The following is a 24,500-nucleotide window of genomic DNA, read 5'->3' on the forward strand; positions in this document are numbered from 1 at the left end:
AGCGTGCGATGGCCCTGCTGCCGCCGTGGCGCAGCAGGGCCATCGCACGCTGGACGCGGAGCGTCATCAGATAGGCGTACGGCGACTGGCCGTAGGCGTCGCGGAACTGCCGGCTGAGCCGGCCGGGCGGGATGCCCGCCTCGCGGGCGAGGGCCTCGACGTCCAGCGGCCGCGTGTACTGCCGGCCGATCCGGTCGCGGACGCGGCGCAGGCGTGCGAGGCGCTGCGCGGCGATCCGCGCTTCCCTCCAGGCGGGGTGACACATGGCAGAGCCCCTCCCTACTCGGTGTCGGAGCGCAGTTCCTGGATGCGGACCAGGTTGCCCGCCGGATCACGGAACGCGCAGTCCCGGACGCCGTGCGGCTGGAGCATCGGCTCCTGGACCACCTCGGCGTCGGCGGCCTGCACCTTGTCGAAGGTGGCGTCGAGGTCCCCGGTGGCGAGCACGACCGAGCCGTAGGTGCCCTTGGCCATCATCTCCAGGATGGTGGTGCGCTCCGACTCGGTGATCGACGGGTCGGCGCCCGCCGGTGCCAGCAGCAGGGACGTGTCCGGCCGGCCGGCGGGGCCGACGGTGATCCAGCGGGTCTTGCCGTGCCTGACGTCGCTGCGGACCTCGAAGCCGAGGATGTCGCGGTAGAAGGCCAGGGCGGCGTCCGGGTCGTCGTGCGGCAGGGAACTCGTATGAATGGTGAGGTCCATGGCCCTCACGCTAGCCGCGGGCCCGTTCTGTGGGCTTCTCGAATCCTGATCCCTTCGGGGCGGGGAGCTGTAGCGGATCTCGAGCGTGACTCGAGCGGATCGCGATGCTGGCGAGTCATCCTGTTGAGTGGATCGACAGGTGGTGAGGTGGGCCATGGATGCAGCAGTGGGACGCGCGGTCGCGTATATTCGCGAGCGTTTCAGCGATCCGCTGACCGTCACGGACATCGCCCGGAAAGCTCTGCTCAGCAGTTTCTATTTCTCGCGCGTGTTCAAAGAGGAGACCGGGGTCAGCCCCGGCAGATTCCTCGCCGCGGTCCGTATTCACGAGGCCAAGCGGCTGATCGGCAGCACTTCGATGACCATTGCGGAAATCTCCGGGGCGGTCGGATACACCAGCCTGAGCTCGTTCACCAATTCCTTCACGGCCAGTGTCGGGCTGTCTCCCGGCCGGTTCCGGCGGCTGTGCCGCGACGAGGGGGAGGGGGTGCCGGGACCGCAGCCGGGTCCGCGGCCGCGGCACGGCTCGGTCGCGGGCACGGTCAGGCTGCCGCAGGGCCACGGGAACGCGCGCGTGTACCTGGGGGCCTTCGCCACGGCAGTCGTCCAGTACCCGGCTGTCGCGTCGGCCGTCGTCGACGTGCCGAGCGACCGTCCGTCCTGCTACTGCCTGCAGAACGTCCCCGAGGGGAGCTGGCATCTTCTCGCGGTGGCGGTGGCCGCCGGCACCGGTCACGATCCGCAGGCCGTGCGGACCGCGCTCGTCGGGGGCCGGGGCACCCCGGCCGTGACCGTTACCGCCGGCGCCGTCACCAGCGCGGCGGTGCGGCTGCGTCCGGCACAACCGGCCGATCCGCCGGTGCTCCTCGCCCTGCCCGAGCTCGAACCCCCGGCGACCGTCGTGCCGCATCCCGGCTGCGCAGCCGCCCCACCGGGTCCGGTCCCTGCGGGCCGGGACCGGCTGCACGTGGTGCCGGCCGCGCCGGTGCCGTCGGGGGCATAGGCCCTGTCGTCGAACTCCCGTCCGCCCAACGACGCCATGCACGCTTCTTTACTGTCTTGACGGCGCGTCAGGTGCCCCCGACTCGCCGCGCCGGGCGCACGCACCTGACGCCGCGGGACCCGCCCGCTCTCCGGGCGGACGACGGGGGTTCGACGACAGGACCTGGTGCCCGGCAGGCAACGTTCGCCCCGTCGTGACGCCCGGCTCTAGGACGACGGATTGCGGCACAGCTCCTGCCGGGCCTTCAGCCGCTCGGCGAGCAGGCACCACTCCTTGCCGATGTGCTCGGCGATCGGGGCGACGACGCCGAGCCAGTGCGGCGGGACCGCGTCCACGAGCCGCCGCCAGTCCTCTCCGGGCTCGGTGGCGTGCGACTGCATCCAGCGCAGGAACTCCCGGCCTCCCGCGGTGTAACGGATGGCGGGGTCGGTGGCCATCTTGGCCGCCACTGTCGCCCACGTGGGCAGGGTGTCGGTGTGGTTCCTGCGCTGCGGCGGCGGCGCGTCGACGCTTCCGGCCACCCGCAGCGGCACCCGGCGGACGCCGTCGGCAGCCACGTCGGCGTCCGCCGTCAGCACGTCGTCGGGCGGCGGTACGGACTGCACGGGCCGCATGTTCTGCGGGCGTGCGGCATGGGTGTGGCGCCCGTTCCGCTCGGGCCCCTCGCCGCGCCGCAGCCGTGCGCTGACGTCGTGCACCGTGCCCAGTGACACGTCGGTCGCCCTGGCGACCTGGCGCAGCGGGGCGTCGGGATGGGCGGCGATGTACTCGGCGGCGCGCCGCCTGCCCTCGCCCGCGTCCACCGGGCGTCGCCTGCCGTCCTGGCCGATGCGCTTGCCGCCCAGCGGCGTCGCGATCGCCGACCGGTCGCGCAGCGACGCGATCGTCTTCGCGCTCAGCCCGGTGATGCCGGCGATGGCACGGTCGGACCAGTCGGGGTGGGAGCCGAGGACCCGCTGGGCTCCGGCGACGCGGTCGGCCTTCGACAGCGGCAGGCCGTGCGAGCCGTTCGCCTTCATGGCGATGACGAGCGCCTCGGAGTTGGAGCAGTCGAGGAAACGCGCCCGGATGCTGGCCTCGCCCATGAGCCGGGCGGCCTCCAGCCGGTGCAGCCCGTCGATGACGCGGCAGCCGTCCAACTGAACGAGAATGGGAGGAAGTTCCGCGGAGTCCGCCGCGTCGACGAGAACCCGGACATGAGCGGCGTCCGTTCCGCCCTGGCGAAGGGAAACCCCGGGAGAGAGCGTGGCGATGGGGACTTCACGGGCCGGGAGTTTCTCGAAGTTCTTCAGGTCGAATTCGCTGTGCGCCGACGATCCGACGCCCTCCATCCGGACGGGACTGAATGCACTCGTTATCGACACGGCTTGCGCGTTGCTCTGAGCCATTCCAGTAACTCCCTCTCTGCCGCCGCTGCCGACGAGGGTCGCAGGAGGGTCTCCAGCCGTAGTGGAGAGCAGGTCGACGTTGCCTGGAAACGGGGGCGCCGCGGGCATCCGCCGAAGCGGCGGATGCCCGCGGGGGATCAGGCGTCCCTGCGTCGCAGCTGCACCGCGGCGACCGCCAGCAGGACGGCCGTCCACAGCGCGAGCACCCCGAGGCCCTGCCACGGCCCCAGCAGGTCGCCGGCGCGGGAGTGCTGCTGGGTGATCATGAACCCGGCCTGGGTGGGGAGCCAGGCGTGGATGCGATCGCCCACGCTGCCGGGCAGCAGGCCCGCCATCGGGGTGATCACCAGGACGAAGCCGATGACGACGGTGATGCTCGCCGCGGTGTGCCGGATGATCGCGCCGACGGCGAGGGCGAACAGGCCGAGCAGGGCGAGATAGAGGCCGCAGCCGACGACGGCCCGCAGGACGCCCGGATCGCCGATCGCGACCGGCGCCTTGCCGTGCAGGATCGGCGCGCCGATGAAGAAGGAGCCGAACGCGGTCAGTTCGCCCACCGCCAGGACCAGCAGGGCGAACACCGTGCCCTTGGCCGCCAGCACGGGCACCCGCCGGGGCACCGCGAGCAGGCTGGCACGGATCATGCCGGTGGAGTACTCGGTGGCGATCGCCATGACGCCCAGCACACACACCGCCAGCTGGCTGAGCAGGATGCCGCTGCCCAGGATGGTGCCCGTCGGGTCCAGCCGCATCTCGGCCCGCTGGGCGGCGTCGGTCTTGTCCCAGTTCGCGATGCCCATCTCCATGAACAGCGCGGTGAACACCAGGGTGAGCACGACCAGGATGGCGAGCGACCAGACGGTGGAGCGGACGGAGCGGATCTTGGTCCACTCCGAGAGCATCAGGCTCCCGAAGCCCGGCCTGCGGTCCTCGGCGACCGAGCCGGACGCGGGGGCGATCGCGGTCGTGGCGGTCACTTCACACCTCCGGTGGCGGGCACGCCGGCGTCGTACTCGACGGCGTCCTTGGTCAGTTCCATGAAGGCCTCCTCGAGGGAGCCGCGTCGGGTCGACAGCTCGTGCAGCACCAGGCCGTCGGCGGCGGCGAGTTCGGCGATGCGCGGAGCCTCGAGTCCGGTGACGTCCAGGTCGCCCTCGTCGGTGGTGGTGACGGTGGCGCCTTCGCCCTTGAGCAGCTCGGCGAGCTGCGCCCCGTCGGGCGTCCTGACCAGGACGGACTGCTCGGTGCTCCGCTCGATGAACTCCTCGGTGGAGCAGTCGGCGACCAGCCGGCCGCGGCCGATGACGATGAGGTGATCGGCGGTGACGGCCATCTCGTTCATCAGGTGGCTGGAGACGAAGACGGCGCGGCCCTCGGCCGCGAGCGACTTCATCAGGTTCCGGATCCAGAGGATGCCCTCGGGGTCGAGGCCGTTGACGGGCTCGTCCAGGACCAGCGCCGCGGGGTCGCCGAGCAGCGCGGCGGCGATGCCGAGCCGCTGCCCCATGCCGAGCGAGAAGCCACCCGCCCGCTTGCGGGCCACCGAGGCCAGCCCGACCTGCTCGATGACCTCCTCGACCCGGCGCCGGCCGATGCCCTGGGTCTGCGCGAGGCAGAGCAGGTGGTCGTAGGCGCTGCGGCCGGTGTGCACGGCGCGCGCTTCCAGCAGCGCTCCCACCACCCGCAGCGGCCGGGGCAGGTCGCGGTAGGGCACGCCGTTGACGGTGGCCTCACCGGCATCGGGCTTGTCGAGCCCCAGCAGCAGTCGCATCGTGGTGGACTTGCCTGCGCCGTTGGGGCCCAGGAAGCCGGTGACCCGGCCGGGCTCGACCGTGAACGAGAGGTCGTTCACGGCGGTCTTGTCGCCGTAGCGTTTGGTGAGGTTCTTGGCCTCGATCATGGTCACCTCGGTTGAATGGCCTGCGAGAGTTTCGCTGGGGCAAAATCCCACCCCGGCCACCTGTGATAGCAGGATCGCTATCTGTTCAGTAGTCGCGGCCTGGAGCGGCCGTGAACGATGGCCCGCGCATCACGGCACGGATATTTTGGCAGCGCCGACGGTCCGGGGAAGCCCGTGTTTCATCTGCTTACTTTCCTCAGTTGAACCCGGAAACCCACGAGGGTGGTCATGAATTCAGTCACGAACGATCCGGTGCCCGCCCGGCGACGGCCGGTGATCGGGATCTGCGCGCGGACGGCGCCGGTCACCCTCCAGGGCAGCGACCTGGTCGTCGCCCTGGCGCTCCAGTCGCACGTGGCCTTCCTGTCCGAGGCGGGCTGCACGCCCCTGCTGCTGCCGCTGCTGCCGGGGGCCGAGGACCTGGTCGACCGGCTGGACGGACTGCTGGTCCCGGGCGGCCCCGACCTGGACCCGGCGCTGTACGGCCAGGACGCCCACCCGGCCACCCGGGCTATGTGCCCGGACGCCGACCGCGTCGAACTGGCCCTGCTGAGAAGGGCACTTGACGCCGAACTGCCCGTGCTGGCGATCTGTCGCGGCATGCAACTGCTCAACGTGCTGCACGGGGGGAGCCTTCATCAGCACCTGGCGGACGTCACGGGCCACGACGGCCACCGTCCGCGGACGGCGTCCTTCACCCTCGGCCGCCTGCCGCTGAAGCTGCTGCCCGGCAGCCGGATCGCCGGCATCCTCGACGAGGACGAGCCGGAGACGGCATGCCACCACCACCAGGCGGTGGACCGGCTCGGTGACGGCCTCACCGTCACCGGACGGGCCGAGGACGGGACCGTCGAGGCCGTCGAAGTCACGGACCATCCCTTTGCGATCGGGGTGCAATGGGAATCCGGGCACACGGCCGACAAACGGCTTCACCAAGCCCTCGCGCATGCCGCCGGGTGTCCGAAGAACGAGCCGGCCGCCGCAATTTCGAATCATTGAGAAAAGGCGACCCCGAGGGCAAACTGATTTCCGATCCCCATGCGAAGGAGAATTATGTCGCCGCGGATGCCCAACCCCTCGTTGGTGGTTCCCGATGTCCTTCCGCCCATGCGCGCACTGGTCAAGGCCGTCAACAGCGTCGGCGTGCCGCTGCAGACGCTCGTGCTCATCCATCTGAGGGTGAGCCAGATCAACGGCCGGACGGTCCACCTGCCCATGAAGCAGAAGGAGTTCGAGGAGGCGGGGGAGGAGGACCACCGTCTGCCGCTCGTGGAGACCTGGCGGGAGCAGACCTGCTTCACCGACGCCGAACGCTCCGTACTGGCGCTGGCCGAGGCCGCCACGCGCATCAACGACCGCGTGGATCCGGTGTCGGACGAGGTCTGGGACGAGGCTGCCAGGCACTGGAACGAGGTGCAGCTCGCCGCCGTGGTCCTGCACATCGGGCTGGTCAATCTCTGGAACCGGGTCAACGTCGCCACCAAGCAGGAGGCGGTGGACTGGCGCGTCAACCCCAAGAAGTGGACGCCCATGACGAGCCGGCTCACCGCGGCGCAGTAATCCACTCCGACTTCGAGGCCCTGTCCGAATGGCTCACCCCCGGACAGGGCCTCGAGTCGTTCGCGGACGTGCCCCGGCTCAGTGCGCGCCGCCGCCCCGGATCGCCGCGTCGAGGACGGCGAGCAGGGTCCTGGCCTGCACATTGACGTAACGGCTGTGCCCGGCCAGCCAGTTCAGCTGGCCCGGCGTGACCCAGTGGTATCCCGGGGGCGGCTGGGCGGGTGTCGTCGCCTCGTCGGTCTCGACGATCAGATAGCGGCTCTCGGCGTTGAGGAACCGGCCGCCCTCCTCGGAGTGGACCGTCGAGTAGCGGATGCGGTCCGGGGAGGCGTTCAGCATCGCTTCGAGGAACGGCGGGCGCTCCTCGGCCCGGACGGGAGGGTAGTTCGACGGCACGCACTGCACGGTCGGCGCGAGTTCGACCGTGTCGAGGAAGCCGCCTTCGACGCGTGCGTGTGCCAGGACGTGCGGGACACCGTCGAAGACCCGGTAGGCGAAACCGACGACCCCGGGCTCCACCGGTTCGATGATCGGCTGGGTCCAGCCGGCCACCTCACGGCCGGCGCCCTCGACCGACACCGCCACCACCCGGAAGAACCTGCCGTCGGCACGGCTGACGGAGTACTCGTCGCTCTGCCACCCGGCGATCTGGCGCAGCGGCATGCGACGCGCGCGGACGTCGTGCCGGGCCCGTTCGCCCGTGAACCAGGCCAGCAGGGCGGAGTCGGACGACAGCGCCTTCGTCTCGGCCGGCATCGCCGGAGCACTCGCCAGCACCGTGCGCGCGTCCATGTTCACGACGTTGTCCAGGCGGAGCAGCCGCAGGATCTGACCGAGGGTGAGCCAGCAGAAGTCGTCGTGGACGGGGACGTCGCAGTCCACCTCGACGATCATGTTGCGGTTGCGCTTCCGGTAGAACCAGGCGCCGTGCTCGGACTGCAGGACGTCCGTGAGCACCTGCTCCGGCCGCGGGGCGAGGAAGTGCTCCAGGTACCTCACCTCCGTTCCGCCGTGGGCCTTGGTGTAGTTGCTGCGGGTGGCCTGCACGGTGGGGGAGAGCTGCACCAGGTTGGGGTTGCCGGGCTCCATCTTGGCCTGCATCAGGAAGTGGAGGACCCCGTCGAACTCCTTGGCCAGGATGCCGAGGATGCCGATCTCCGGTTGCACGATGATCGGCTGCTGCCACTCGGCCCCGGGCCGCACGACGTGCAGTCCCTCGATGGTGAAGAACCGCCCGCTGCTGTGCCGCAGGTCACCGGTGCCCGGGGCGAACGACCAGTGGTCGAGCCCGGCGAACGGGATCCGCCGGACCACCGTCCCACCGAAGCGCCGGTGGTCCTCCAGCCAGCCCGGCACCTCGGACGTCGCGGTGTGCGACCCCTCGGCCGTCGCGGCCGACAGCGCCAGGCGCTCGGCGGTCCACGCCCCGGTACGCGGAACCAGCTGTGCGGGCGCGCTCACGGCCGACCACCGCTGTCCTTGACCGGCTTCCACCAGCGGGGGTTGTCCCGGTACCAGGCGACGGTCTCGGCCAGGCCGGTGTCGAACGCGGTCAGCGGCCGGTGGCCGAGCTCCCGCTCGATCTTGCCCTGGTCCAGGGCGTAGCGCCGGTCGTGCCCCTTGCGGTCGGTGATGTGCCGGATCATCTCCGGCCCCGCCCCGCACAGCTCGGCGAGCCGGTGGGCCAGCTCCAGGTTCGCAACGGCCGTGCCGGCGCCGACGTTGTAGACCTCGCCCGCCCTGCCCTCGGTGAGGACCCGCTGCACCGCGCGGCAGTGGTCGTCCACGTGCAGCCACTCGCGTATCTGCCCGCCGTCCCCGTAGACGGGTATGGGGCGCCCTTCGAGCAGGTTGGTGACGGCGAGCGGGATGAACTTCTCCGGGTGCTGGTAGGGACCGTAGTTGTTGCAACAGCGGGTGACCGAGACGTTGAGCCGGTGGGTGCGGAAGTACGCCAGGGCGATCAGGTCGGAGGCCGCCTTGGACGCGGCGTAGGGCGAGTTGGGCAGCAGCGGGGACTCCTCGCTCCACACGCCCTCCTCGATGGAGCCGTACACCTCGTCGGTCGAGATGTGCACCACCCGCTCGACGCCGGCCGCCAGACAGGCCTCGAGCAGCGCCTGCGTGCCCTCCACGTTCGTGCGGACGAACGCCGCCCCGCTGGCGATCGAACGGTCGACATGGCTCTCCGCCGCGAAGTGGACCACCGCGTCCTGACCGTCGAGCACGCCGCCCAGCAGTTCCCGGTCGAGAATGTTCCCGTGTGTGAAGGTCAGCCGCGGATGAGAGGCGGGGAGGTTGTCACGGTTTCCCGCGTAGGTCAGCGCGTCCAGGACCGTGACGTGCGCGTCCTCGAAACCCGGGTAGCCCCCGTCGAGCATGGTCCGTACGTAATGCGAGCCGATGAATCCGGCACCGCCGGTGATGAGGATTTTCATGAGACCACATCGCATTCGGAGTTCCACGCTCGAAGCATGCCTTTTCCCTTTTCGATGAGGGGACGAATGATGCGCCGCGGCCCTACCGGCGGATGTAGGCCGCGAGGTGTTCGCCGGTCGGGGTGGAGCGGGCCGCCACGAGGTCCGCGGGCGTGCCCTCGAAGACGATCCGGCCGCCGTCGTGCCCGGCGCCGGGGCCCAGGTCGATGATCCAGTCGGCGTGGGCCATGACCGCCTGGTGGTGCTCGACGACGATCACCGACCTGCCGGAGTCGACGAGCCGGTCGAGCAGGCCGAGCAGCTGCTCGACGTCGGCGAGGTGCAGGCCGGCGGTGGGCTCGTCCAGGACGTACACGCCGCCCTTGCCGGCCATGTGCGTGGCCAGCTTCAGCCGCTGCCGCTCGCCGCCGGACAGCGTGGTCAGCGGGCGGCCGATGCCGAGGTAGCCGAGCCCCACGTCGGCCAGGTGCCCGAGGATCCGGTGGGCGGCCGGGACGCGTGCCTCGCCGGAGCCGAAGAACTCCCTGGCCTCGTCGACGGGCATGGCGAGCACCTCGCTGATGTCCCGCCCGCCCAGGCGGTGTTCCAGAACCGCCGCGTCGAACCGCCTGCCCTCGCAGTCCTCGCAGGTGATGGCGGCCGCCGCCATCATCGCCAGGTCGGTGTGGACGACGCCGGCGCCGTCGCACGTGGGACAGGCGCCCTCGGAGTTGGAGCTGAACAGAGCGGGCTTGACGTTGTTGGCCCTGGCGAAGGCGTTGCGCACCGGGTCGAGCAGCCCGGTGTAGGTGGCAGGGTTGCTGCGGCGGGAGCCCTTGATCGGCGACTGGTCCACGGCGATCACGCCGTCCCGGTGCGTCACCGAGCCGCGGATCAGCGAACTCTTGCCGGATCCCGCCACGCCGGTGACGACGCACAGCACCCCGAGCGGGATGTCGACGTCGACACCGCGCAGGTTGTGCGTCCAGGCGCCGCGGATCTCCAGCGCCCCCTTCGGCACGCGCACGGTCTCCTTGAGGCCGGCCCGGTCGTCGAGGTGGCGGCCGGTGAGCGTGCCGCTGTTGCGCAGGCCGTGCAGGGATCCCTCGAAGACCACCTGGCCGCCGTCGGCGCCTGCGCGGGGGCCGAGGTCGACGACGTGGTCGGCGATCGCGATGGTCTCCGGCTTGTGCTCCACCACGAGCACGGTGTTGCCCTTGTCGCGCAGCCGCAGCAGCAGCTCGTTCATCCGCCGGATGTCGTGCGGGTGCAGGCCGGTGGTGGGCTCGTCGAAGACGTAGGTGGTGTCGGTGAGCGCCGAGCCGAGGTGGCGGATCATCTTCACGCGCTGCCCCTCGCCGCCCGACAGGGTGCCCGAAGCGCGGTCGAGGGAGAGATAGCCCAGGCCGATCTCCACCAGCGCGTCCAGGGTCTGGCGCAGCTTGGCCAGCAGCGGCGCCACCGTCGGCTCGTCGAGCCCGCCCAGCCACGCGGCCAGGTCCCCGACCTCCATCGCGCAGGCGTCGGCGATGCTGATCCCGGCGATCTTCGACGACCTGGCCTGCGCGCTGAGCCGGGTGCCCTCGCACCGGGGACAGGGCACGAACGTCACCGCCCGCTCCACGAACGCCCGGATGTGCGGCTGGAGCGCGTCCTTGTCCTTGGACAGCATGGACTTGTGCAGCTTGGGGATCAGCCCCTCGTAGGTCAGGTTGACCCCGTCGACCTTCACCCGGCGCGCCTCACCGTGGAGGAACTCGTGCATCTCCTCCCCGGTGAACTCGCGGATCGGCTTGTCCGGGTCCAGGACGCCCGACTCGGCGTAGACCCGGGTGGTCCAGAAACTGTCCCGCTTCCAGCCGGGAATGGTGAACGCGCCGTCGGCGATCGCCTTCGTGTCGTCGTAGAGCTGGGTGAGGTCGATGTCGGAGGCCGTGCCGCGGCCTTCGCAGTGCGCGCACATGCCGCCGTGGTAGACGGCCTTGCGCACCACGACCCGCTTTCCGCTGCCCTTGTCGACGTTCATGGCCCCGCTCGCCGTCCGCTTGGGGACGTTGAAGGCGAACGCGCTGGGCGGCCCGACGTGGGGCCGTCCGAGCCGGCTGAACAGGATGCGCAGCATCGCGTTGGCGTCCGTGACGGTGCCGAGGGTGGAGCGGGGGTCGGAGCCCAGCCGTCGCTGATCGACGACGATCGCGGTCGTCAGCCCCTCCAGCACGTCGACCTCGGGACGTGCGAGCGACGGCATGAAGCCCTGCACGAAGGCGCTGTAGGTCTCGTTGATCAGCCGCTGGGACTCCGCGGCGATGGTGTCGAACACCAGTGAGCTCTTGCCCGAGCCGGACACCCCGGTGAACACCGTCAGCCGGTGCTTGGGGATCTCGACGCTGACGTCCTTGAGGTTGTTCACCCGCGCGCCGTGCACGCGGATGCGATCGTGGCGGTGGGTGCCGTGCGCGTCAAAGGAGCCAGTGTCCGCACCGGTGTCCCTGCTCATTGTCTCTCCGTCTCTCGGGACGACAACGCCTCCGCCCACCCTGTCCGGTGAGGCTGGACGGCCGCCCTCGCAGCCCTCTCGAGACACGCTCGAAGGGCTGCGAGGGCGGTGGGGGACGTTCCGTCGCCGGCTGCGTCGTCAGCTGTCCTGCAGCAGTCCGAGAACGTTGCCGTCGAGGTCGGTGACGGTGGCCACGCGGCGGCCGCCGCCGACATCCTTGGCGGGGCTGCTCACCGTGCCGCCCGCGGCGGTGACCTCGGCCAGCTTCGCCTCGATGTCGGCCACGTGCCAGTAGGCGACCTGCGAGGTGATGCCCTGCGCACCCGCCGGCACCAGCCCGATGTGCTGACCGGCGACCTCGAAGCCGACGTAGTACTCCGAGTCGGCCTGCGGCTCGATGCCGAACAGGGCGGCGTACAGCTTCTTGGCCGCTGCCACGTCCGCCACGGGGTGCAGCACGGTCTTGATTCCCTGGATGGCCTCGTCAGCCATTCTCACTCCCGGGGTTGGAATTTCGTCGCCTCATGTTAGGGAAACCGGCGCAGTCGCCGCAGCCACACGCGTGTCGCCTCAAGCGGATATCCAGACGTTCTTGAGCGCCAGCCGACAGGACGGTGCCAGGCTGCGGGCGCGCTGAATTCAGGAGGGGAATTACGTGAGAAAGCTTGCGTTGGTCATACCAGTGATCGCGGCCGGCCTGTTGGGCTCGGCCGTCGTCCCGGTCGCGGCAGCGAACGATGCGGCCGCGCCGGCCGCCGGCAGCATCGACTGGGTGCCGTGTCCGGGCGGCGACCCGGTCCTCGGCGAGATGCTCAAGGGCCTGGAGTGCGGCACGGTGCAGGTGCCGCTCGACTACGGCCACCCCGACGGCAGGAAGATCAGCCTGGCGCTGACCCGGGCCAGGCACACCGTCCCCGACAGCGAGTACAAGGGCGTCGTCGTGCTGAACCGCGGCCAGTGGCCCGGCGGCATCGGCCGTGACCTGCCCACCCGCTACGCCCAGGGCACCACCGGGCTGGCCAACGACGTCGGCGGCGCCTACGACTGGATCGGCTTCGACCCGCGTGGCGTCGGCGCCAGCGAGCCGGCCGTCGTCTGCGACAGCGACTACCTCGACCCCGGGTACGCGCAGCCGGACCCCGTGCCGGCCACGACGGCCGCCGAGCAGGAGTGGGTGGAGCGGGCCCGCGCGTACGCGAAGAGCTGCGGCGACACGTACGGCGACGTGCTCAAGCACCTCGGCACCGAGGACGCGGCGCGCGACCTGGACCGGATGCGGATCGCGCTCGGCCAGGAGAAGATCACCTACTTCGGCACCGACTGGGGCACCTACCTCGGCTCGGTCTACGCCACGATGTTCCCCCACCGCGTGCAGCGGATGGTGTTGGACAGCGTGGTGCGTCCCAGCGGCGTGGGGTACCAGAACAGCCTCACCAAGAACGTGCTGACCGAGCGCAACGCCGGGATCTTCTTCGCCTGGGTCGCCAAGTACGACGCGGTCTACCACCTGGGTACGACCTCGGCCGAGGTCGAGGCGAACTACTACAAGGCGCAGGACGCGCTCGGCGCGGCGCCCCTGGACGGCAGGATCGGCCCGGCGGAGTGGGCGGACATCTTCGAACCGGTCGTCTACCGCAGCTGGACCTGGCTCTCCCGCGCGAAGGTGCTCTCCGACTGGGTGGTGCGCAAGGACCCGACGTCACTGCGGGCCACCTACACCCCGCCCGGCTTCCCGCACCAGAACAGGCAGGCCATGACCGACGCGGTCAACTGCCTCGACGGCCCCTGGCCCCGGGACTGGGACCGCTGGCACCAGGACTACTCCCGCCAGTACGACGCCGGTGACCGGTTCCTGACCTGGAACAACGCCTGGTACAACGCGCCCTGTGCCTTCTGGCCGGAGCCCGCGAGGAGCAAGCCGCGCAAGGTCGGCAACGGCCAGGTGGACGTCCTGCTGGTGCAGCCCCAGTTCGACACCGCGCACGGCGTCGCCGGCGCCGTCGAGACGCACGCGCTGTTCCCCAACTCCCGGCTCGTGCTGGAGCAGGGCGGCCACAACGTCGGCGCGGCGCTGTCGGCGAACAACAACACCTGCCTCAACAAGTACGTCGGCGACTTCCTCAGGGACGGCACCCGTCCCGCTTCCCGGAAGGGGATCGACGCCGTCTGCCAGGCGTCGCCCGACCCGGTCCCGGTGTCCTGACACACCGTCGGGACGGGCCCCGCGTGACGATCACGCGGGGCCCGTCCCCTCTTGATCCTCCCGGCCCTCCCGGTGCTGCCCGGTCCTGCCGGTCAGCGCGGGGCGGGTACCGGACCGGCCCGGCGGGCGGCGACCAGGTCCTGAAGGGTCCGTGCCAGATCGTTGGGCGCGGGCATGGACAGCATCTCCTCCCGCAGCCGCCCGGCGTTCGCCCGCAGGGCGGTGTCCCCCAGCAGGCGGACGAGTGCGGCACGGACCGTGGGCCCGTCCACCTCGGCGGGCGTCATGGCCAGCCCCGCGCCCGCGCGGTCCAGGCAGCGGAACTTCAGCGGAGCGTCGAACGCCCGGCCGATCAGCAACTGGGGCACGCCGTAGCGCAGAGCGCAGCCGAACGACCAGGTGCCGCCGTGGTGCACCACGGCCGAGCAGGTCGGCAGCACCTCGGACAGGGGCACGGACTCCACCAGGCGGGTGTTGGCCGGCACCTCGCGCAACTCCCGCCGGGAGTCCGGCGGCAGGGCCAGCACCAGCTCCATCTCCAGGCCGGCCACCGAGTCGAGGATCTCCTGGATGCGCTCGACGGGCAGCGGGAGCCGTACCGTCTTGTCGGCGACCGAGTCGCCGAACGTCATCAGCACCCGCGGTGCCGGCGGCGGCCCGGCGAGCCACCGGGGCACGACGGCCGGGCCGTTGTAGGGAACGAACTGCACGGGAAGGGTGGTCGGCCGCGCATCGGGCCGGAACGCCTCGGGGAGCGGGGCGATGGTGAACTGCCCGTTGACCAGGTCCTCGGAGAACTCGGCGCCGTACTTCCCGGCCCATCCCGCCAGCCAGTCCCGCATCGCGTCGACGCGTCGCTCCGGCGGCTGGAGAGCCTTGGCATGCAGGAAGTCCTCCCGCATGCGCGAGTAGACGTCGACGGAGTACAGCACCCGGGCGTGCGCCGCGCCCACCGCCTCGGCGGCCACCGCCCCGGCGAACGCCTTCGCGCCCCAGAGCACCAGATCCGGCCGCCAGGCGCGGGCCACGGCGACCAGGTCGTCCATCATCGAGTCGTTGGACCGCCGGGCCTGTGGAAGCACCAGGTCGTCGAAGACCCGGCAGGCCTGCTCCCAGCTCAGCCGCTCGCGGTCCGGCCGTATGTCGAACAGCGGGTCGAGCCCCTCCTGCGGAGCCCGTTTCGCCGCGGTGGCGCGGTCGGACGTCTGGCGCCGGTCCCGCTGCCTGCGTACCTCCGGTGTCTCGCCGGGACCGACGCCCACGGCCGTCAGCCCGGCCGAGGTGACGGCGTCGAGGAGATCCGGCCAGGCGGCCACGCGCACCTCGTGCCCGGCCGTCTGCAGCGACCAGGCGAGCGGCACCAGGTTGAACACATGCGTCTTCCACGGGAACGGCACGATGAGGACCCGCAAGATGGCACTTCCTTGACGTCGGGAAACAGCAGGATTCACGGGCGGACGCCGTGCTCGTCGACCCCCGCCGCCCTGGTCGGGCGCCTGCCACGCGCCTTCTGCGCCTGCCGTGTGGTGCCGGTCGCGGCGGTGACCAAGGCGGTGACCACGGCCACCACGAAGGCGGTGGACAGAGGGCCCACCAGATCACACAGGGCGCCCATCACCAGGACGGACACCGCCACGCCCGCGGGAAGCAGGGTGGCCCTAAACGTCACCACCGACGGCAGTTCCGCGTCGGAGGCCGTGGCCAGCACCCGGTTGTTGTAGTGGACGTAGGCCATCTCGAACAGGACCAGGAAGAGCGCGTACAGCACCAGCGTCGCCACCGTGCGGCCGACCAGCACCGCCGCCAGCAGGGGTGGCATGGGCAGCACGGCCCAGGCCGCCGAGGGCACGCGGGCGAGGTGGCGCTGGGCCGGCAGGGCGGCGAGCGAGCCGGCGAACAGGGCCACCGAGGAGACGGCGACGAACACGCCCACCAGGCGGGTCCCGCCGCCCAGCACCTGGACCGGCACGACGGTGACGGCCACCGTGTGGAAGCCCTGCCAGAAGGACACGAGCAGGAAACGGGCGAACAGCCTGCGCAGCAGCGGGTCGTCGACACGCGGACGGGTGCCGGCCTGGGCCCCGGCGTCGTCCCGGCCCTGCGCTGAAGCCCGCTTCGAGGACGCCGGCAACGCCCAGGCGAGCAGTGTGGAGAGGACCAGCATCGCCGCGTTCACCGCGAGCAGCCCCCGCAACGACAGCACCGCCCCGGCCGGGCCCGCCAGGGCCGCGCCGACGCTGAGCCCCGTCAGCTTGCCGATCTCCGCCACGGTGTTGGCGCGGTGCAGCCGCTGCGGCGGGACCGTGTCGCGCAGCACGACGGCGGTGGCCGAGCGGGTGACCGCCTCGAAGTACCCGCGCACCAGGAGCAGCACGGCGGCCACCGCGAGCAGCGTGCGCTGCGGTGCCGCGAAGGCGGCCGCGGTCAGTGCCAGACTCGCCGCCTCGGCCAGCCGGACGAGCCGTTGCGGGGCGTGCCGGCCGAGCAGCCGGTTGAGCGGCCCGGCCAGCAGCAGCGCGGGCAGCCACGGCGCGCTCAGCACGGCTCCGGCGAGCAGCCCCGACCCGGTGACCGACCCCACGTGCGTGGAAAGGCTCACCAGGACCAGAAAACTTCCGCATGTATTGACGAACAGCAATACCGGAGTGCAATGCGGCGAGCGGAACCTCGCGGGAAAAGACGTCATCGGGTACTCCTCCAAGGCTGGAGGATCTCAGAGTTGAACGACTTTCGGCGAGGGCAGGAGTCTCTCTACTTTTGAACATATGACAGCAGCCATCGAGGGCCGCCCGTGCATCGTGATGGTCGACGCCTATGCCGCGGTCCGTTCACTCGTTCTGACATTCCGGGAGCAGGGATGCTCCATCGTCCGTGTACAGAGCACCCGTGAAGTGCCGTACGTCTACCGCGCATCCCCGTTCGTTCCCGAGGACTTCGTCGCCGACATCATCCACGACGGCGATCTGGAGGCCACACTCGAGGCTGTCACGGCGTTCGCGCCGGTCGCGGTGGTCTCGGGCGGTGAGAGCGGGGTGGAGTTCGCGGACCTGCTCGCGGAACGTCTCGGTCTGCCGGGCAACGGCACCGCCCTCAGCGCCGCGCGGCGCGACAAGCATCTCATGGTCGAGGCCGTGCGTGCCGCGGGACTTCGGGCCGCCCGGCAGCTGCGCGCCACCGACGCGGACGAACTCGCCGCCTGGCACCGCGGACTCGGCGGACGCGTCGTCGTCAAACCGCCGCGCAGCGCGGGCAGCCAGGGAGTCTTCTTCTGCGACACACCTCAGGAGTCGGTCGCGGCCTTCGAGTCGCTCGCCGGTGCCGACGACGTCTTCTCCCAGCCCAACAAGGGGGCCGTGGCACAGGAGTACCTGCCGGGCACCGAGTACATGGTGAACACCGTCAGCCGGGACGGCCGCCACCACCTGTGCGACGTCTGGCGGACCGGACGCCTCAGCGCGAACGGTGTCGTCGACCTCTGCGACGCCCTGTCGCTGATCGATTCGGGGAGCCGGGTCGTCAAGCCCCTGCGGGACTACGCGTTCCAGGTGCTGGACGCCCTCGGCATCCGCCACGGCCCGGCGCACCTGGAGATCAGGATGACGCCGGACGGGCCGTGCCTGGTGGAGATCGGCGCCCGGATCGCCGGCGGCGGCATCCCGGCCTGCGCCGGCCTCGGCATCGGCGAGTCGCAGCTGGAGTGGACCGTCGACGCCTACCTGCGCCCCGAGCGGTTCCACGCCCGGGCCGGAACCCCGTACCGGGTGCGGCGCTACGCCGCGATCGCCGGCATGATCTCGCCGGTGCAAGGCGTGCTCAGCGAGTACCGGGGCATCGAGGAGATCGAACGGCTGGAGAGCTTCCACAGCCTGGCGACGCCGGTGAAACCGGGTCAGGAGATCGCCCGGACGGTCGACGACCTCAGCTACCCGGTCATCGTGACGCTGCTGCACGACCTGGAGGAGGTCGTGCAGCGCGATCTGAACACCATCCGCCATCTCGACGGCGCCGCGTTCTACGTCCTCGACCGCACGGCGGGCCGCTGAGCCCACCGTTCGACTGCAGATCCGCCGCGGTCGAACGTCACGGACGGGCGAGGACGGCCGGCTCCATCCGGGTCCAGGACGGCCGCGGCACCTGGTAGACGAAACTGACCGCCGTGCGCGGCTCGGCCGCCGTGGTGTTGGGCGCCGAGCGGTGCAGCACAAGGCCGTCGAACATGACGGCCGAACCGGGTTCGAGGGGTACGGCGACCGGCTCGGCCGTGCGCGGCAGGTGCTCGTCCGCGACGTGCGGCTCGACCGCCCCCGCCCGCGGCGGCTCGCCGGGCAGGCGCTCACGGTCCCCGGTGTGCGGAAACAGCCCGAGCAGATGGGAGCCGGGAATGAACTGAAGGCAGCCGTTGCGCTCGGTGGCGGGCTCCAGGGCGACCCAGATCGTCACGATGCCGTGCTCCTCGGGACCGAAGGAGGGCGGCGCGAAGGCGATGTCCTGATGCCAGGGCTTGGCCGACCCCACCACCGGCGGCTTGGCCCACAAAAACGCGTTGACCAGCGTGCCCGGGCTCCCGGCGGCTCCCGCGACCGGCCCGCCGGCCAGGTCGAGCGACCGCTGCACGGCGTCGAACTCGGGGACGTGCTCGTGGATGCGGTCGGCCGACCGCAGCACCCCGGTGAGGGCCCGGGCACCCTGCTGCCAGGCCGCCCAGCCGCCGATGCCGGGCGCCTCCAGGATGAAGTCCCCGCTCGAGACCGTACGGTCGCGGGCGAGATCCTCCAGGTCGCTCACCGCGCTCTTCAGCCGGGCGAGCGTCCCGCCCGCCATCAGCCCGGGGAGCCGCACGAATCCGTTTTCTCGCACTTCACGGTAATGGGTGTCGTCCATTCTTCTCTCCCTCTCTCGCCGGGTCGTCGCGAACCTATCCGCACATATCACGGGAATCTTCATGTTCAACGCCTGCGTATCAAGGCCGTTGCCGTGCCTTCCGCGCGCTCCGTATGCTTCCGGGCCGTGAGGTCATTCCGGCCCACATATAACTCGATACGGCGGAGGGAGTGAAAATGACCGACCGCGACTTCATCGACACCCGTGACGCTGAGCAGGAGACCAGCAAGTGGTAATCCGCTGACCAGCGAAACGCGCCGCCCGTATGGAATCGAATCCGTACGGGCGGCGCGTCGTCCGAGAGAGGCTGAGATGGTAGGTAATCGCGTTTCAGAAGTCATCGACATTCCCGCCGATCTGCTGGTGACCGACGACTCCACCGACGAGCGCTACTGGACGTCGGTGGAGCGCGTCGTCGCGCTGGCCGAGGACCGAGGGCGGGCCGCCGACGGGATACCGCTGCTGGCGTCTGTCGCGGTCACCCATCCGCAGTGGCCCGTACGGGCCGGCGCGGTGCGACTGCTGGCCACGTACCACGCGGGCGATCCGGCCGCCGACTCCGCGGTGGCCGCCGCCACCCACGACACCGTCGACTGGGTCGCCTTCACCGCGCTCAAGGTCATCGCGGAGCACCGGATCGCCGCCGCCGTCCCCGACCTCATCCGCATCTCCGGCTGGCCCAGCAACTTCACCCGCCCCGACTGGACGCGCAAGCCCGTCGGCTGCGGTGCGGCGCTGACCAAGCGCGCCCTCATCGCCGTCTTCGGCACCCGGGACCCGGCCGAACTCCGCCGTCTGGAGGACGAGTACTTCTCGGACATGCGGACGCGGATCGAGGCCGCCCGCAAGCGCCCCCGGCGCACCACCGACGTCGTCCTGGTGCCGGCCGGCCCGGCGACCATCGGTGCCGACGAGGAGCCCGACGCCTTCCGCATGGCGCAGGACGACAGCACGCTGCGCGCCGTGGACGTACCCGCGTTCCTCATCGACCGGACCACCGTGACCAACGCGCGCTACCGCGCGTTCCTCGACGAGGTCGGCGACTGCGGCGAGTTCGACCACCCCGACCAGCCGCTCGAGCGCTCCCACCGCCCGGCGCACTGGCACGATCCGCGCTTCAACGCGCCCGATCTCCCCATCGTCGGCATCGACTGGTACGACGCCTACGCCTTCGCCAAGTGGGCCGGCGGCTCGCTGCCCAGCGAGGTCCAGTGGGAGAAGGCCGCGCGCGGTGTCGACGGCCGCCGCTACCCCTGGGGCGAGAAGTGGGACCCGGACCGGGTGAACTACGTCGAGCGGTCGTTCGGTGAGCAGGTGGCCGACCTCGACTCTCTGGAGGCCCTGCTGGTCACCATCGAGCAGGGCGAGAACCCCGCCCACCCGGTGCTGCCCGCCGACGCCCTCCCGCAGGGCGCCAGCCCCTACGGCGTGCTGCAGATGTCGGGCAACGTCTGGGAGCTGACCCGGACGAACTTCTACACCGGCGAGGACATGGACCCCTTCTTCAAGGGCCGGCACCCGCTGGACTTCATGAACCGCAAGGAGGCCTTCCACGTGCTGCGCGGCGGCACCTGGACCTCCCCGCCGTCCTGCCTGACCACGTTCTACCGGGGCAAGGACCTGATCACCGACCGGCACAACGAGGTCGGCTTCCGCTGCGTGTACGAGACGAGCGACTGATGCGACTGACATCCCTCGGCCACGCCGCCGTCCTCGTCGAGACGGGGACGGAGCGCATCCTCTTCGACCCGTGGCTCACCCAGCGCCTGGACCGCTTCTGGGAGCACCACCCGGCGCTGCCGGACCAGTTGGTGCGCGAGGTGCTCGACGACGGGATCGACTACGTCGTCCTCAGCCACCACCACTTCGACCACCACCACTTCCCCTCACTGCTGCAACTGGTCGACGGCGCCGACGTGGACTTCGACGACAGCCCGCGCCAGAGCTCCGGCGTCACCTGCATCTACCCCGCCGGCCCCGTGCCGCCGAAGCTGACCGCGTCCGGACTCGGGCACCAGGCGATCGCCTGGACGCTGCGCCGCTTCGGCTACGAAAACCTCCAGCCGGTGACGCCGGGCGACACGATCACGCTGGGCGGCGCGACCCTGCGGACGTTCCCCTCGGCCGTGTCCTTCCCCGAGATGAGCGTGCTCGTGCAGACCGACGACGCGGCCGTCATGCTGTGCGGCGACGCGCTCCTGCACGAGGACACCGTGGCGGCCTTCCGGCGCGCCGACGCGCCACTGCTCGACGTCGTGTTCGTCCCCGCGCACAGCATCTCGCCCCCCGGCGTGCTCACCGAACGCCGCCCGCTGACCGACCCCGAGGCGGTGCGCGCCCGCGCCGTCGCCAACTTCGACCGGTACCTCGACGCGATCCCCGCCGCCGTGACCGTGCCCTCCTCGTTCGGATGGCGGATCAGCGGCGACGGCGAACGCGACTACGACTGGTGCAACCACACGATCTTCCCCTTCACCCCGACCGAGGCGCTGCGCCGCCTGGACGAGCTGGGCCGCGACGGCCTGCTGTGGGGCCCCGGGCAGGTGATCGAGGTGAAGGACGGCAAGGCCGCCCTGGCCGACGGGCCGGTGGCGCCCGGCGGATACGACTTCGACGAGGTCTACGCCGCGGTGACGCTCGACCCGGACACCCCCGTACCGCCGTTCGACGCCTCCCTCGACCGGTACGGCCACCAGACCCGCGACGCCGAGGACATGCTGCGCGAACTGCTGGACCGGCTGGTGGCGACCGACTACTGGTACCGGGCGCTGGACCACGGCGCCGGACGCCACATCGTCTCGCTGCACGAGGACGACGGCAGCGAGACGTCCTTCCTGCTCGACCCGGTGGCGGGCAGGGTCACGCGGCTCGGCCCGGGACCGGCCCGCGGCCACCTCGCAGGCGGTGAGGGCTGGACCGAGATCGCGGCCTCGACCCTCCAGGCCATGCTCGAGGCCGACCTGCTGTTCGGAAGCTCCTTCGGCCTGTGGGCCAGCAACGGCGTCCTGCTCTCCGCGGTCTTCCACCACCCGTCGTTCTACACCCGCCACGTGGAGCGCGCGCTCCAGGAGGAGAGCGGGCCATGAGCGAGCCGGTCGTGCTCGACCACGAGAGCACCTGCCTGCGCGGCAACCCGCTGGGCGACCCGCACCGCCGCCGGATCGAGGTGCACCTTCCCCCCGGATACGACGGCATCCGGCGGTACCCCGTCGTGTACTGGCTGCCCGGCTACGGCGCCCACCCCAGCCTCGGCAACCGGGCGCTCGCCTTCGGCGCCTCCGTGGCCGACCGGCTGGGCCGGGCGATGACGGACGGCCGGGTGCCGCCCGCGCTGCTCGTCGTGCCCGACTGCACGACCGCCTACGGCGGCTCGCAGTACATCGACTCCGCCGCCTCCGGCCGCTACGCCGGCCACCTCGCCGAGGTCGTCGCCGAGGTCGACCGGCACTTCGCGACCGTGCCCCGGCCCGCGGGACGCGCCGTCGCGGGCAAGTCCAGCGGCGGCTACGGCGCGCTGGTCGCGGGCATGACGTCCGAGCTGTTCTCCGCGGTGCTCGCCTTCTCGCCCGACGCCGGGTTCGAGCACTGCTACCTGCCGCTGCTGCCCGCCGCGCTGGACACCGTCCGGGAGACCGGCGGCATCGACGGGCTGCTGGCCCGACGGCACACCGGCCCGCACGACGTGCCGTTCATGGTGGCGATGAGCATCGTCGCGATGGGCATGTGCTACGCCGACACCCCCGCAACCACGCCCTCGGACGCGCTGCCGTGCGACCCCGTGACGGGCCTGTTCCGCGACGAGGTGTGGCGGCGATGGCTGCGTCACGACCCGGTGCGGATGCTCCCCGCCCACGCCGGCCGGCTCGCCGGACTGGGACTGCTTCACCTCAGCGTCGGCGAACGCGACGACTACGGCATGCACTGGGGCGCCCGCGCACTGCACGCGGCCCTCGACACGCACGGCGTCCCCCACACCTACCGCGAGCACGAGGGCGGACACCACGGCATCGAGCACGTGTTCACCGAGGCCCTGGCCCAGCTGTGGCGGGTGTGGGGGAGGACGGAGGCCGGCACATGTGCGGCATAGCGGGCTTCATCAGCTTCGAGGGACGGCGGGACGCCGACTGGTTGGACGCGCTCGGCCGGACGATGACCGGCGCCATGGCGCACCGGGGAGAGGGGGCCTGCGCCCCGTACGTCTCGGCATGCGGCACCGTCATGCTGTGCGCGACGCGCCTGGCGGTCCGCGACCGCACCGAAGCGGGCGACCAGCCGATGACCGACCCCACCGGGCGGATCGCCCTGGTGCACAACGGCGAGGTCTACGGTTCCCGCTCGCCCGCGCCGCCGCTGTGGCCCCGCCGCACCACCTGCGACACCGAGTTCGTCCTGCAGCAGGTGTGCCGCGAGGACGACCCCGCGGCCGCGCTGCGGCCGCTGTCCGGCATGTTCGCGCTCGCCTGGCACGACACCTGGACCGGCCGCGTGGTGCTCGCCCGCGACCACTTCGGCGTGAAACCGCTGTTCTACGCCTTCACCCACGGCGGGCTCCTCTTCGCCTCCGAGGCGGGAGTGCTCCTGCGCACCGGCCTGGTGACTCCCGAGGTGGACCCCGAGGAGTACGTCCTGCGCTCCTGGATCAGGATGGACGCGGCCGACGACCACACATGGCTGCGCGGCGTGCGGGCCCTGCAGCCCGCCGAGTACCTGTCGCTCGACCGCCCCGGCACGAGCACCCACCGCTACTGGCAACCCACGCCGGTGGACGGCCTGGTGAGCGCCGAGGAGATCAGGGCCGCCTTCGACCGGGCGATCGCCCAGCGGGCCGTCTCCGACGTGCCGCGAGCGGCGGTGCTCAGCGGCGGCGTCGACAGCACGGCGGCCGTGGCGGCACTGACCGCGCTGGGCGTGCCCGTCGAGGGATACGTCCTGCGCTACCAGGACGGCATCGGCGGCTCGGGCGACGACGTGGCGCACGCAGCACAGGCCGCCGAACGCCTCGGCGTGCCGCTGACCGTGTGCGACCTGGACGGCCACCGCGCCGCCGAGCTGGTGCCCGTCCTGCCCACCCGGCTGATGCGGCCGCTGCTGCACGGCGCCGAGCTGGCGATGCACCACCTCTACGGGGCCATCTCCCGCGACCGCAACGTCGTCGTCTACTCCGGCCACGGCGCCGACGAGCTCTGGGGCTACCAGGCCGGCCGCTACTTCCCCGTCGTCGACCCCTACGCGCCCACCTACATCCACGGGCGCCACTACCTGACGCACCAGCTCTACTCCGACGAACGTCCCGTCTGGGCGCGGCTCGTGACCTGGATGGCACGCGAACTCGGCGTCGACATGACGGCCGTCACCGACCTGGTGTGGCAGCGCACCATGGACGAGTACCGGGCGATCAAGACGGCCTCCCCGCTCAAACGCGGCCGGCACCACCTGCTGCGGCGCTTCCTGGTCTACGTCAACGACATGGTGGACGCCACGTCGGCGACCTTCACCCTGGAGGACCGGCCCGTCTTCCAGGACGTCGCGCTCGCCGAGCTGGCCTTCCGCTGCCCCGAGCACCTGAAGGACTCCGGCGAGCCCGGCAGCAGCCACAAGGGCCTGCTCAAGGAGGCGCTCGCCGACCTGCTGCCCGACTCGGTGCGCCACCGCACCAAACAGGGCTTCCCGACCCCCACCGACCCCCGGTACGTCCGCCGGCTGACCGACCTCGCCGACGGGCTCGGCGCCCCGTTCGGCCTGCCGCCGATGCCGGCCGGGCTCCGGGCCGAACTGGGCGTCGGCGAATGGATGTTCCTTGCTTCGACCTCCGCCTGGCTCGGTCACCTCGCGGAGCTCCGCACCGACCCGAGGAGTCATGTTGAACCCTCCCCCAGCTAAAGCAGGGGGATTCCTGGCTCAGGAAGCCCCGCAGGTCAGCGACCTGAAAGGTCTTACTCCCTCAACACC

At 71.3% G+C, this 24,500-nt stretch carries 21 protein-coding genes; 9 read left to right on the plus strand and 12 right to left on the minus strand.

What is annotated here, in order from left to right; translation table 11 throughout:
- Both BZY54_RS25240 and BZY54_RS25245 read right to left on the minus strand, forming a co-directional pair.
- Nucleotides 1–265 (minus strand): helix-turn-helix domain-containing protein (locus BZY54_RS25240; RefSeq protein WP_143668114.1); only part of this gene is annotated, 265 nt, incomplete at its 3' end.
- Between the two features lie 14 nt (nucleotides 266–279).
- A complete protein-coding gene (locus BZY54_RS25245; protein ID WP_086727621.1) occupies nucleotides 280–702 on the minus strand; it encodes a VOC family protein in 423 nt (140 codons plus the stop codon).
- A gap of 154 nt (nucleotides 703–856) precedes the next feature.
- Here BZY54_RS25245 and BZY54_RS25250 point away from each other — a divergent pair, with 154 nt between their 5' ends.
- A complete protein-coding gene (locus BZY54_RS25250; RefSeq protein ID WP_086727622.1) occupies nucleotides 857–1,705 on the plus strand; it encodes a helix-turn-helix domain-containing protein in 849 nt (282 codons plus the stop codon).
- Between the two features lie 206 nt (nucleotides 1,706–1,911).
- Here the strand turns inward: BZY54_RS25250 and BZY54_RS25255 are convergent, their stop codons facing one another.
- From BZY54_RS25255 to BZY54_RS25265, 3 genes are all read right to left on the minus strand, one after another.
- Nucleotides 1,912–3,093 (minus strand): ParB/RepB/Spo0J family partition protein, encoded by a 1,182-nt coding sequence (locus BZY54_RS25255; protein ID WP_086727623.1) that lies wholly within the window; start codon nucleotides 3,091–3,093, stop codon nucleotides 1,912–1,914.
- A gap of 137 nt (nucleotides 3,094–3,230) precedes the next feature.
- The gene (locus tag BZY54_RS25260; protein WP_086727624.1) at nucleotides 3,231–4,070 is read right to left on the minus strand and encodes an ABC transporter permease; all 840 of its coding nucleotides are present in this window, start codon (nucleotides 4,068–4,070) and stop codon (nucleotides 3,231–3,233) included.
- Nucleotides 4,067–4,993: an ABC transporter ATP-binding protein gene (locus BZY54_RS25265; protein ID WP_086727625.1), complete on the minus strand. Its 927-nt coding sequence runs from the start codon at nucleotides 4,991–4,993 to the stop codon at nucleotides 4,067–4,069. Before BZY54_RS25265 ends, BZY54_RS25260 begins: the two co-directional genes overlap by 4 nt.
- Before the next feature lie 228 nt (nucleotides 4,994–5,221).
- Between BZY54_RS25265 and BZY54_RS25270 the strand changes: the two genes are divergently transcribed.
- Together BZY54_RS25270 and BZY54_RS25275 are read left to right on the plus strand one after the other, a co-directional pair.
- Nucleotides 5,222–5,992, plus strand: coding sequence for a gamma-glutamyl-gamma-aminobutyrate hydrolase family protein (locus BZY54_RS25270; protein WP_086727626.1), 771 nt, complete (start codon nucleotides 5,222–5,224; stop codon nucleotides 5,990–5,992).
- Between the two features lie 108 nt (nucleotides 5,993–6,100).
- A complete protein-coding gene (locus BZY54_RS25275) occupies nucleotides 6,101–6,553 on the plus strand; it encodes a carboxymuconolactone decarboxylase family protein (RefSeq protein WP_425276313.1) in 453 nt (150 codons plus the stop codon).
- A gap of 78 nt (nucleotides 6,554–6,631) precedes the next feature.
- Here the strand turns inward: BZY54_RS25275 and BZY54_RS25280 are convergent, their stop codons facing one another.
- From BZY54_RS25280 to BZY54_RS25295, 4 genes are all read right to left on the minus strand, one after another.
- On the minus strand, nucleotides 6,632–8,014 hold the full coding sequence (locus BZY54_RS25280) for an NDP-hexose 2,3-dehydratase family protein (protein ID WP_086727628.1): 1,383 nt from the start codon (nucleotides 8,012–8,014) through the stop codon (nucleotides 6,632–6,634).
- A complete protein-coding gene (rfbB, locus tag BZY54_RS25285; RefSeq protein WP_086727629.1) occupies nucleotides 8,011–8,991 on the minus strand; it encodes a dTDP-glucose 4,6-dehydratase in 981 nt (326 codons plus the stop codon). The genes BZY54_RS25280 and rfbB overlap by 4 nt, the downstream gene beginning before the upstream one ends.
- Before the next feature lie 82 nt (nucleotides 8,992–9,073).
- Nucleotides 9,074–11,467, minus strand: a complete 2,394-nt coding sequence (locus BZY54_RS25290) for an ATP-binding cassette domain-containing protein (protein ID WP_086727630.1) — start codon at nucleotides 11,465–11,467, stop codon at nucleotides 9,074–9,076.
- A 138-nt stretch (nucleotides 11,468–11,605) separates the two neighbouring features.
- Nucleotides 11,606–11,959: a VOC family protein gene (locus BZY54_RS25295; RefSeq protein WP_086727631.1), complete on the minus strand. Its 354-nt coding sequence runs from the start codon at nucleotides 11,957–11,959 to the stop codon at nucleotides 11,606–11,608.
- A 163-nt stretch (nucleotides 11,960–12,122) separates the two neighbouring features.
- Here BZY54_RS25295 and BZY54_RS25300 point away from each other — a divergent pair, with 163 nt between their 5' ends.
- Nucleotides 12,123–13,670 carry an alpha/beta fold hydrolase gene (locus BZY54_RS25300; RefSeq protein WP_208640753.1) on the plus strand — a complete coding sequence of 516 codons (1,548 nt, stop codon included), beginning with the start codon at nucleotides 12,123–12,125 and terminating at the stop codon, nucleotides 13,668–13,670.
- A 92-nt stretch (nucleotides 13,671–13,762) separates the two neighbouring features.
- Here BZY54_RS25300 and BZY54_RS25305 read toward each other — a convergent pair whose 3' ends face one another.
- Together BZY54_RS25305 and BZY54_RS25310 are read right to left on the minus strand one after the other, a co-directional pair.
- Nucleotides 13,763–15,082, minus strand: a complete 1,320-nt coding sequence (locus tag BZY54_RS25305; protein ID WP_086727632.1) for a nucleotide disphospho-sugar-binding domain-containing protein — start codon at nucleotides 15,080–15,082, stop codon at nucleotides 13,763–13,765.
- A 35-nt stretch (nucleotides 15,083–15,117) separates the two neighbouring features.
- Nucleotides 15,118–16,356: an MFS transporter gene (locus BZY54_RS25310; protein WP_086727633.1), complete on the minus strand. Its 1,239-nt coding sequence runs from the start codon at nucleotides 16,354–16,356 to the stop codon at nucleotides 15,118–15,120.
- Between the two features lie 79 nt (nucleotides 16,357–16,435).
- On the opposite strand from BZY54_RS25310, the gene BZY54_RS25315 reads away from it, so the two are divergent.
- Nucleotides 16,436–17,713, plus strand: coding sequence for an ATP-grasp domain-containing protein (locus BZY54_RS25315; protein ID WP_167414058.1), 1,278 nt, complete (start codon nucleotides 16,436–16,438; stop codon nucleotides 17,711–17,713).
- A gap of 37 nt (nucleotides 17,714–17,750) precedes the next feature.
- Here the strand turns inward: BZY54_RS25315 and BZY54_RS25320 are convergent, their stop codons facing one another.
- The gene (locus BZY54_RS25320) at nucleotides 17,751–18,551 is read right to left on the minus strand and encodes a phytanoyl-CoA dioxygenase family protein (protein ID WP_158103913.1); all 801 of its coding nucleotides are present in this window, start codon (nucleotides 18,549–18,551) and stop codon (nucleotides 17,751–17,753) included.
- Between the two features lie 312 nt (nucleotides 18,552–18,863).
- Between BZY54_RS25320 and BZY54_RS25325 the strand changes: the two genes are divergently transcribed.
- The 4 genes from BZY54_RS25325 to BZY54_RS25340 are packed head-to-tail and all read left to right on the plus strand — an operon-like array spanning nucleotide 18,864 to nucleotide 24,431.
- Nucleotides 18,864–20,231 (plus strand): formylglycine-generating enzyme family protein, encoded by a 1,368-nt coding sequence (locus BZY54_RS25325; protein ID WP_244217321.1) that lies wholly within the window; start codon nucleotides 18,864–18,866, stop codon nucleotides 20,229–20,231.
- Complete coding sequence (locus tag BZY54_RS25330) at nucleotides 20,231–21,637, plus strand: MBL fold metallo-hydrolase (protein ID WP_086727635.1); 1,407 nt, start codon at nucleotides 20,231–20,233, stop codon at nucleotides 21,635–21,637. The genes BZY54_RS25325 and BZY54_RS25330 overlap by 1 nt, the downstream gene beginning before the upstream one ends.
- Nucleotides 21,634–22,638, plus strand: coding sequence for an alpha/beta hydrolase (locus tag BZY54_RS25335; protein ID WP_086727636.1), 1,005 nt, complete (start codon nucleotides 21,634–21,636; stop codon nucleotides 22,636–22,638). The genes BZY54_RS25330 and BZY54_RS25335 overlap by 4 nt, the downstream gene beginning before the upstream one ends.
- Complete coding sequence (locus tag BZY54_RS25340) at nucleotides 22,626–24,431, plus strand: asparagine synthetase B family protein (RefSeq protein WP_086727637.1); 1,806 nt, start codon at nucleotides 22,626–22,628, stop codon at nucleotides 24,429–24,431. The genes BZY54_RS25335 and BZY54_RS25340 overlap by 13 nt, the downstream gene beginning before the upstream one ends.
- Nucleotides 24,432–24,500 lie beyond the last annotated feature (69 nt).

This window comes from Streptomyces carpinensis (genome assembly GCF_002154505.1).
GTDB classification, from domain to species: Bacteria; Actinomycetota; Actinomycetes; order Streptomycetales; family Streptomycetaceae; genus Streptomyces; species Streptomyces carpinensis.

Coding starts and splice junctions, on each gene's coding strand:
- BZY54_RS25250 (WP_086727622.1), top strand. CDS start 857: ATGGATGCAGCAGTGGGACGCGCGGTCGCGTATATTCGCGAGCGTTTC.
- BZY54_RS25325 (WP_244217321.1), top strand. CDS start 18,864: ATGGTAGGTAATCGCGTTTCAGAAGTCATCGACATTCCCGCCGATCTG.
- BZY54_RS25245 (WP_086727621.1), bottom strand. CDS start 702: ATGGACCTCACCATTCATACGAGTTCCCTGCCGCACGACGACCCGGAC.
- BZY54_RS25290 (WP_086727630.1), bottom strand. CDS start 11,467: ATGAGCAGGGACACCGGTGCGGACACTGGCTCCTTTGACGCGCACGGC.
- BZY54_RS25295 (WP_086727631.1), bottom strand. CDS start 11,959: ATGGCTGACGAGGCCATCCAGGGAATCAAGACCGTGCTGCACCCCGTG.
- BZY54_RS25335 (WP_086727636.1), top strand. CDS start 21,634: ATGAGCGAGCCGGTCGTGCTCGACCACGAGAGCACCTGCCTGCGCGGC.
- BZY54_RS25265 (WP_086727625.1), bottom strand. CDS start 4,993: ATGATCGAGGCCAAGAACCTCACCAAACGCTACGGCGACAAGACCGCC.
- BZY54_RS25275 (WP_425276313.1), top strand. CDS start 6,101: ATGCGCGCACTGGTCAAGGCCGTCAACAGCGTCGGCGTGCCGCTGCAG.
- rfbB (WP_086727629.1), bottom strand. CDS start 8,991: ATGAAAATCCTCATCACCGGCGGTGCCGGATTCATCGGCTCGCATTAC.
- BZY54_RS25255 (WP_086727623.1), bottom strand. CDS start 3,093: ATGGCTCAGAGCAACGCGCAAGCCGTGTCGATAACGAGTGCATTCAGT.
- BZY54_RS25270 (WP_086727626.1), top strand. CDS start 5,222: ATGAATTCAGTCACGAACGATCCGGTGCCCGCCCGGCGACGGCCGGTG.
- BZY54_RS25310 (WP_086727633.1), bottom strand. CDS start 16,356: ATGACGTCTTTTCCCGCGAGGTTCCGCTCGCCGCATTGCACTCCGGTA.
- BZY54_RS25330 (WP_086727635.1), top strand. CDS start 20,231: ATGCGACTGACATCCCTCGGCCACGCCGCCGTCCTCGTCGAGACGGGG.
- BZY54_RS25320 (WP_158103913.1), bottom strand. CDS start 18,551: ATGGACGACACCCATTACCGTGAAGTGCGAGAAAACGGATTCGTGCGG.
- BZY54_RS25340 (WP_086727637.1), top strand. CDS start 22,626: ATGTGCGGCATAGCGGGCTTCATCAGCTTCGAGGGACGGCGGGACGCC.
- BZY54_RS25315 (WP_167414058.1), top strand. CDS start 16,436: ATGACAGCAGCCATCGAGGGCCGCCCGTGCATCGTGATGGTCGACGCC.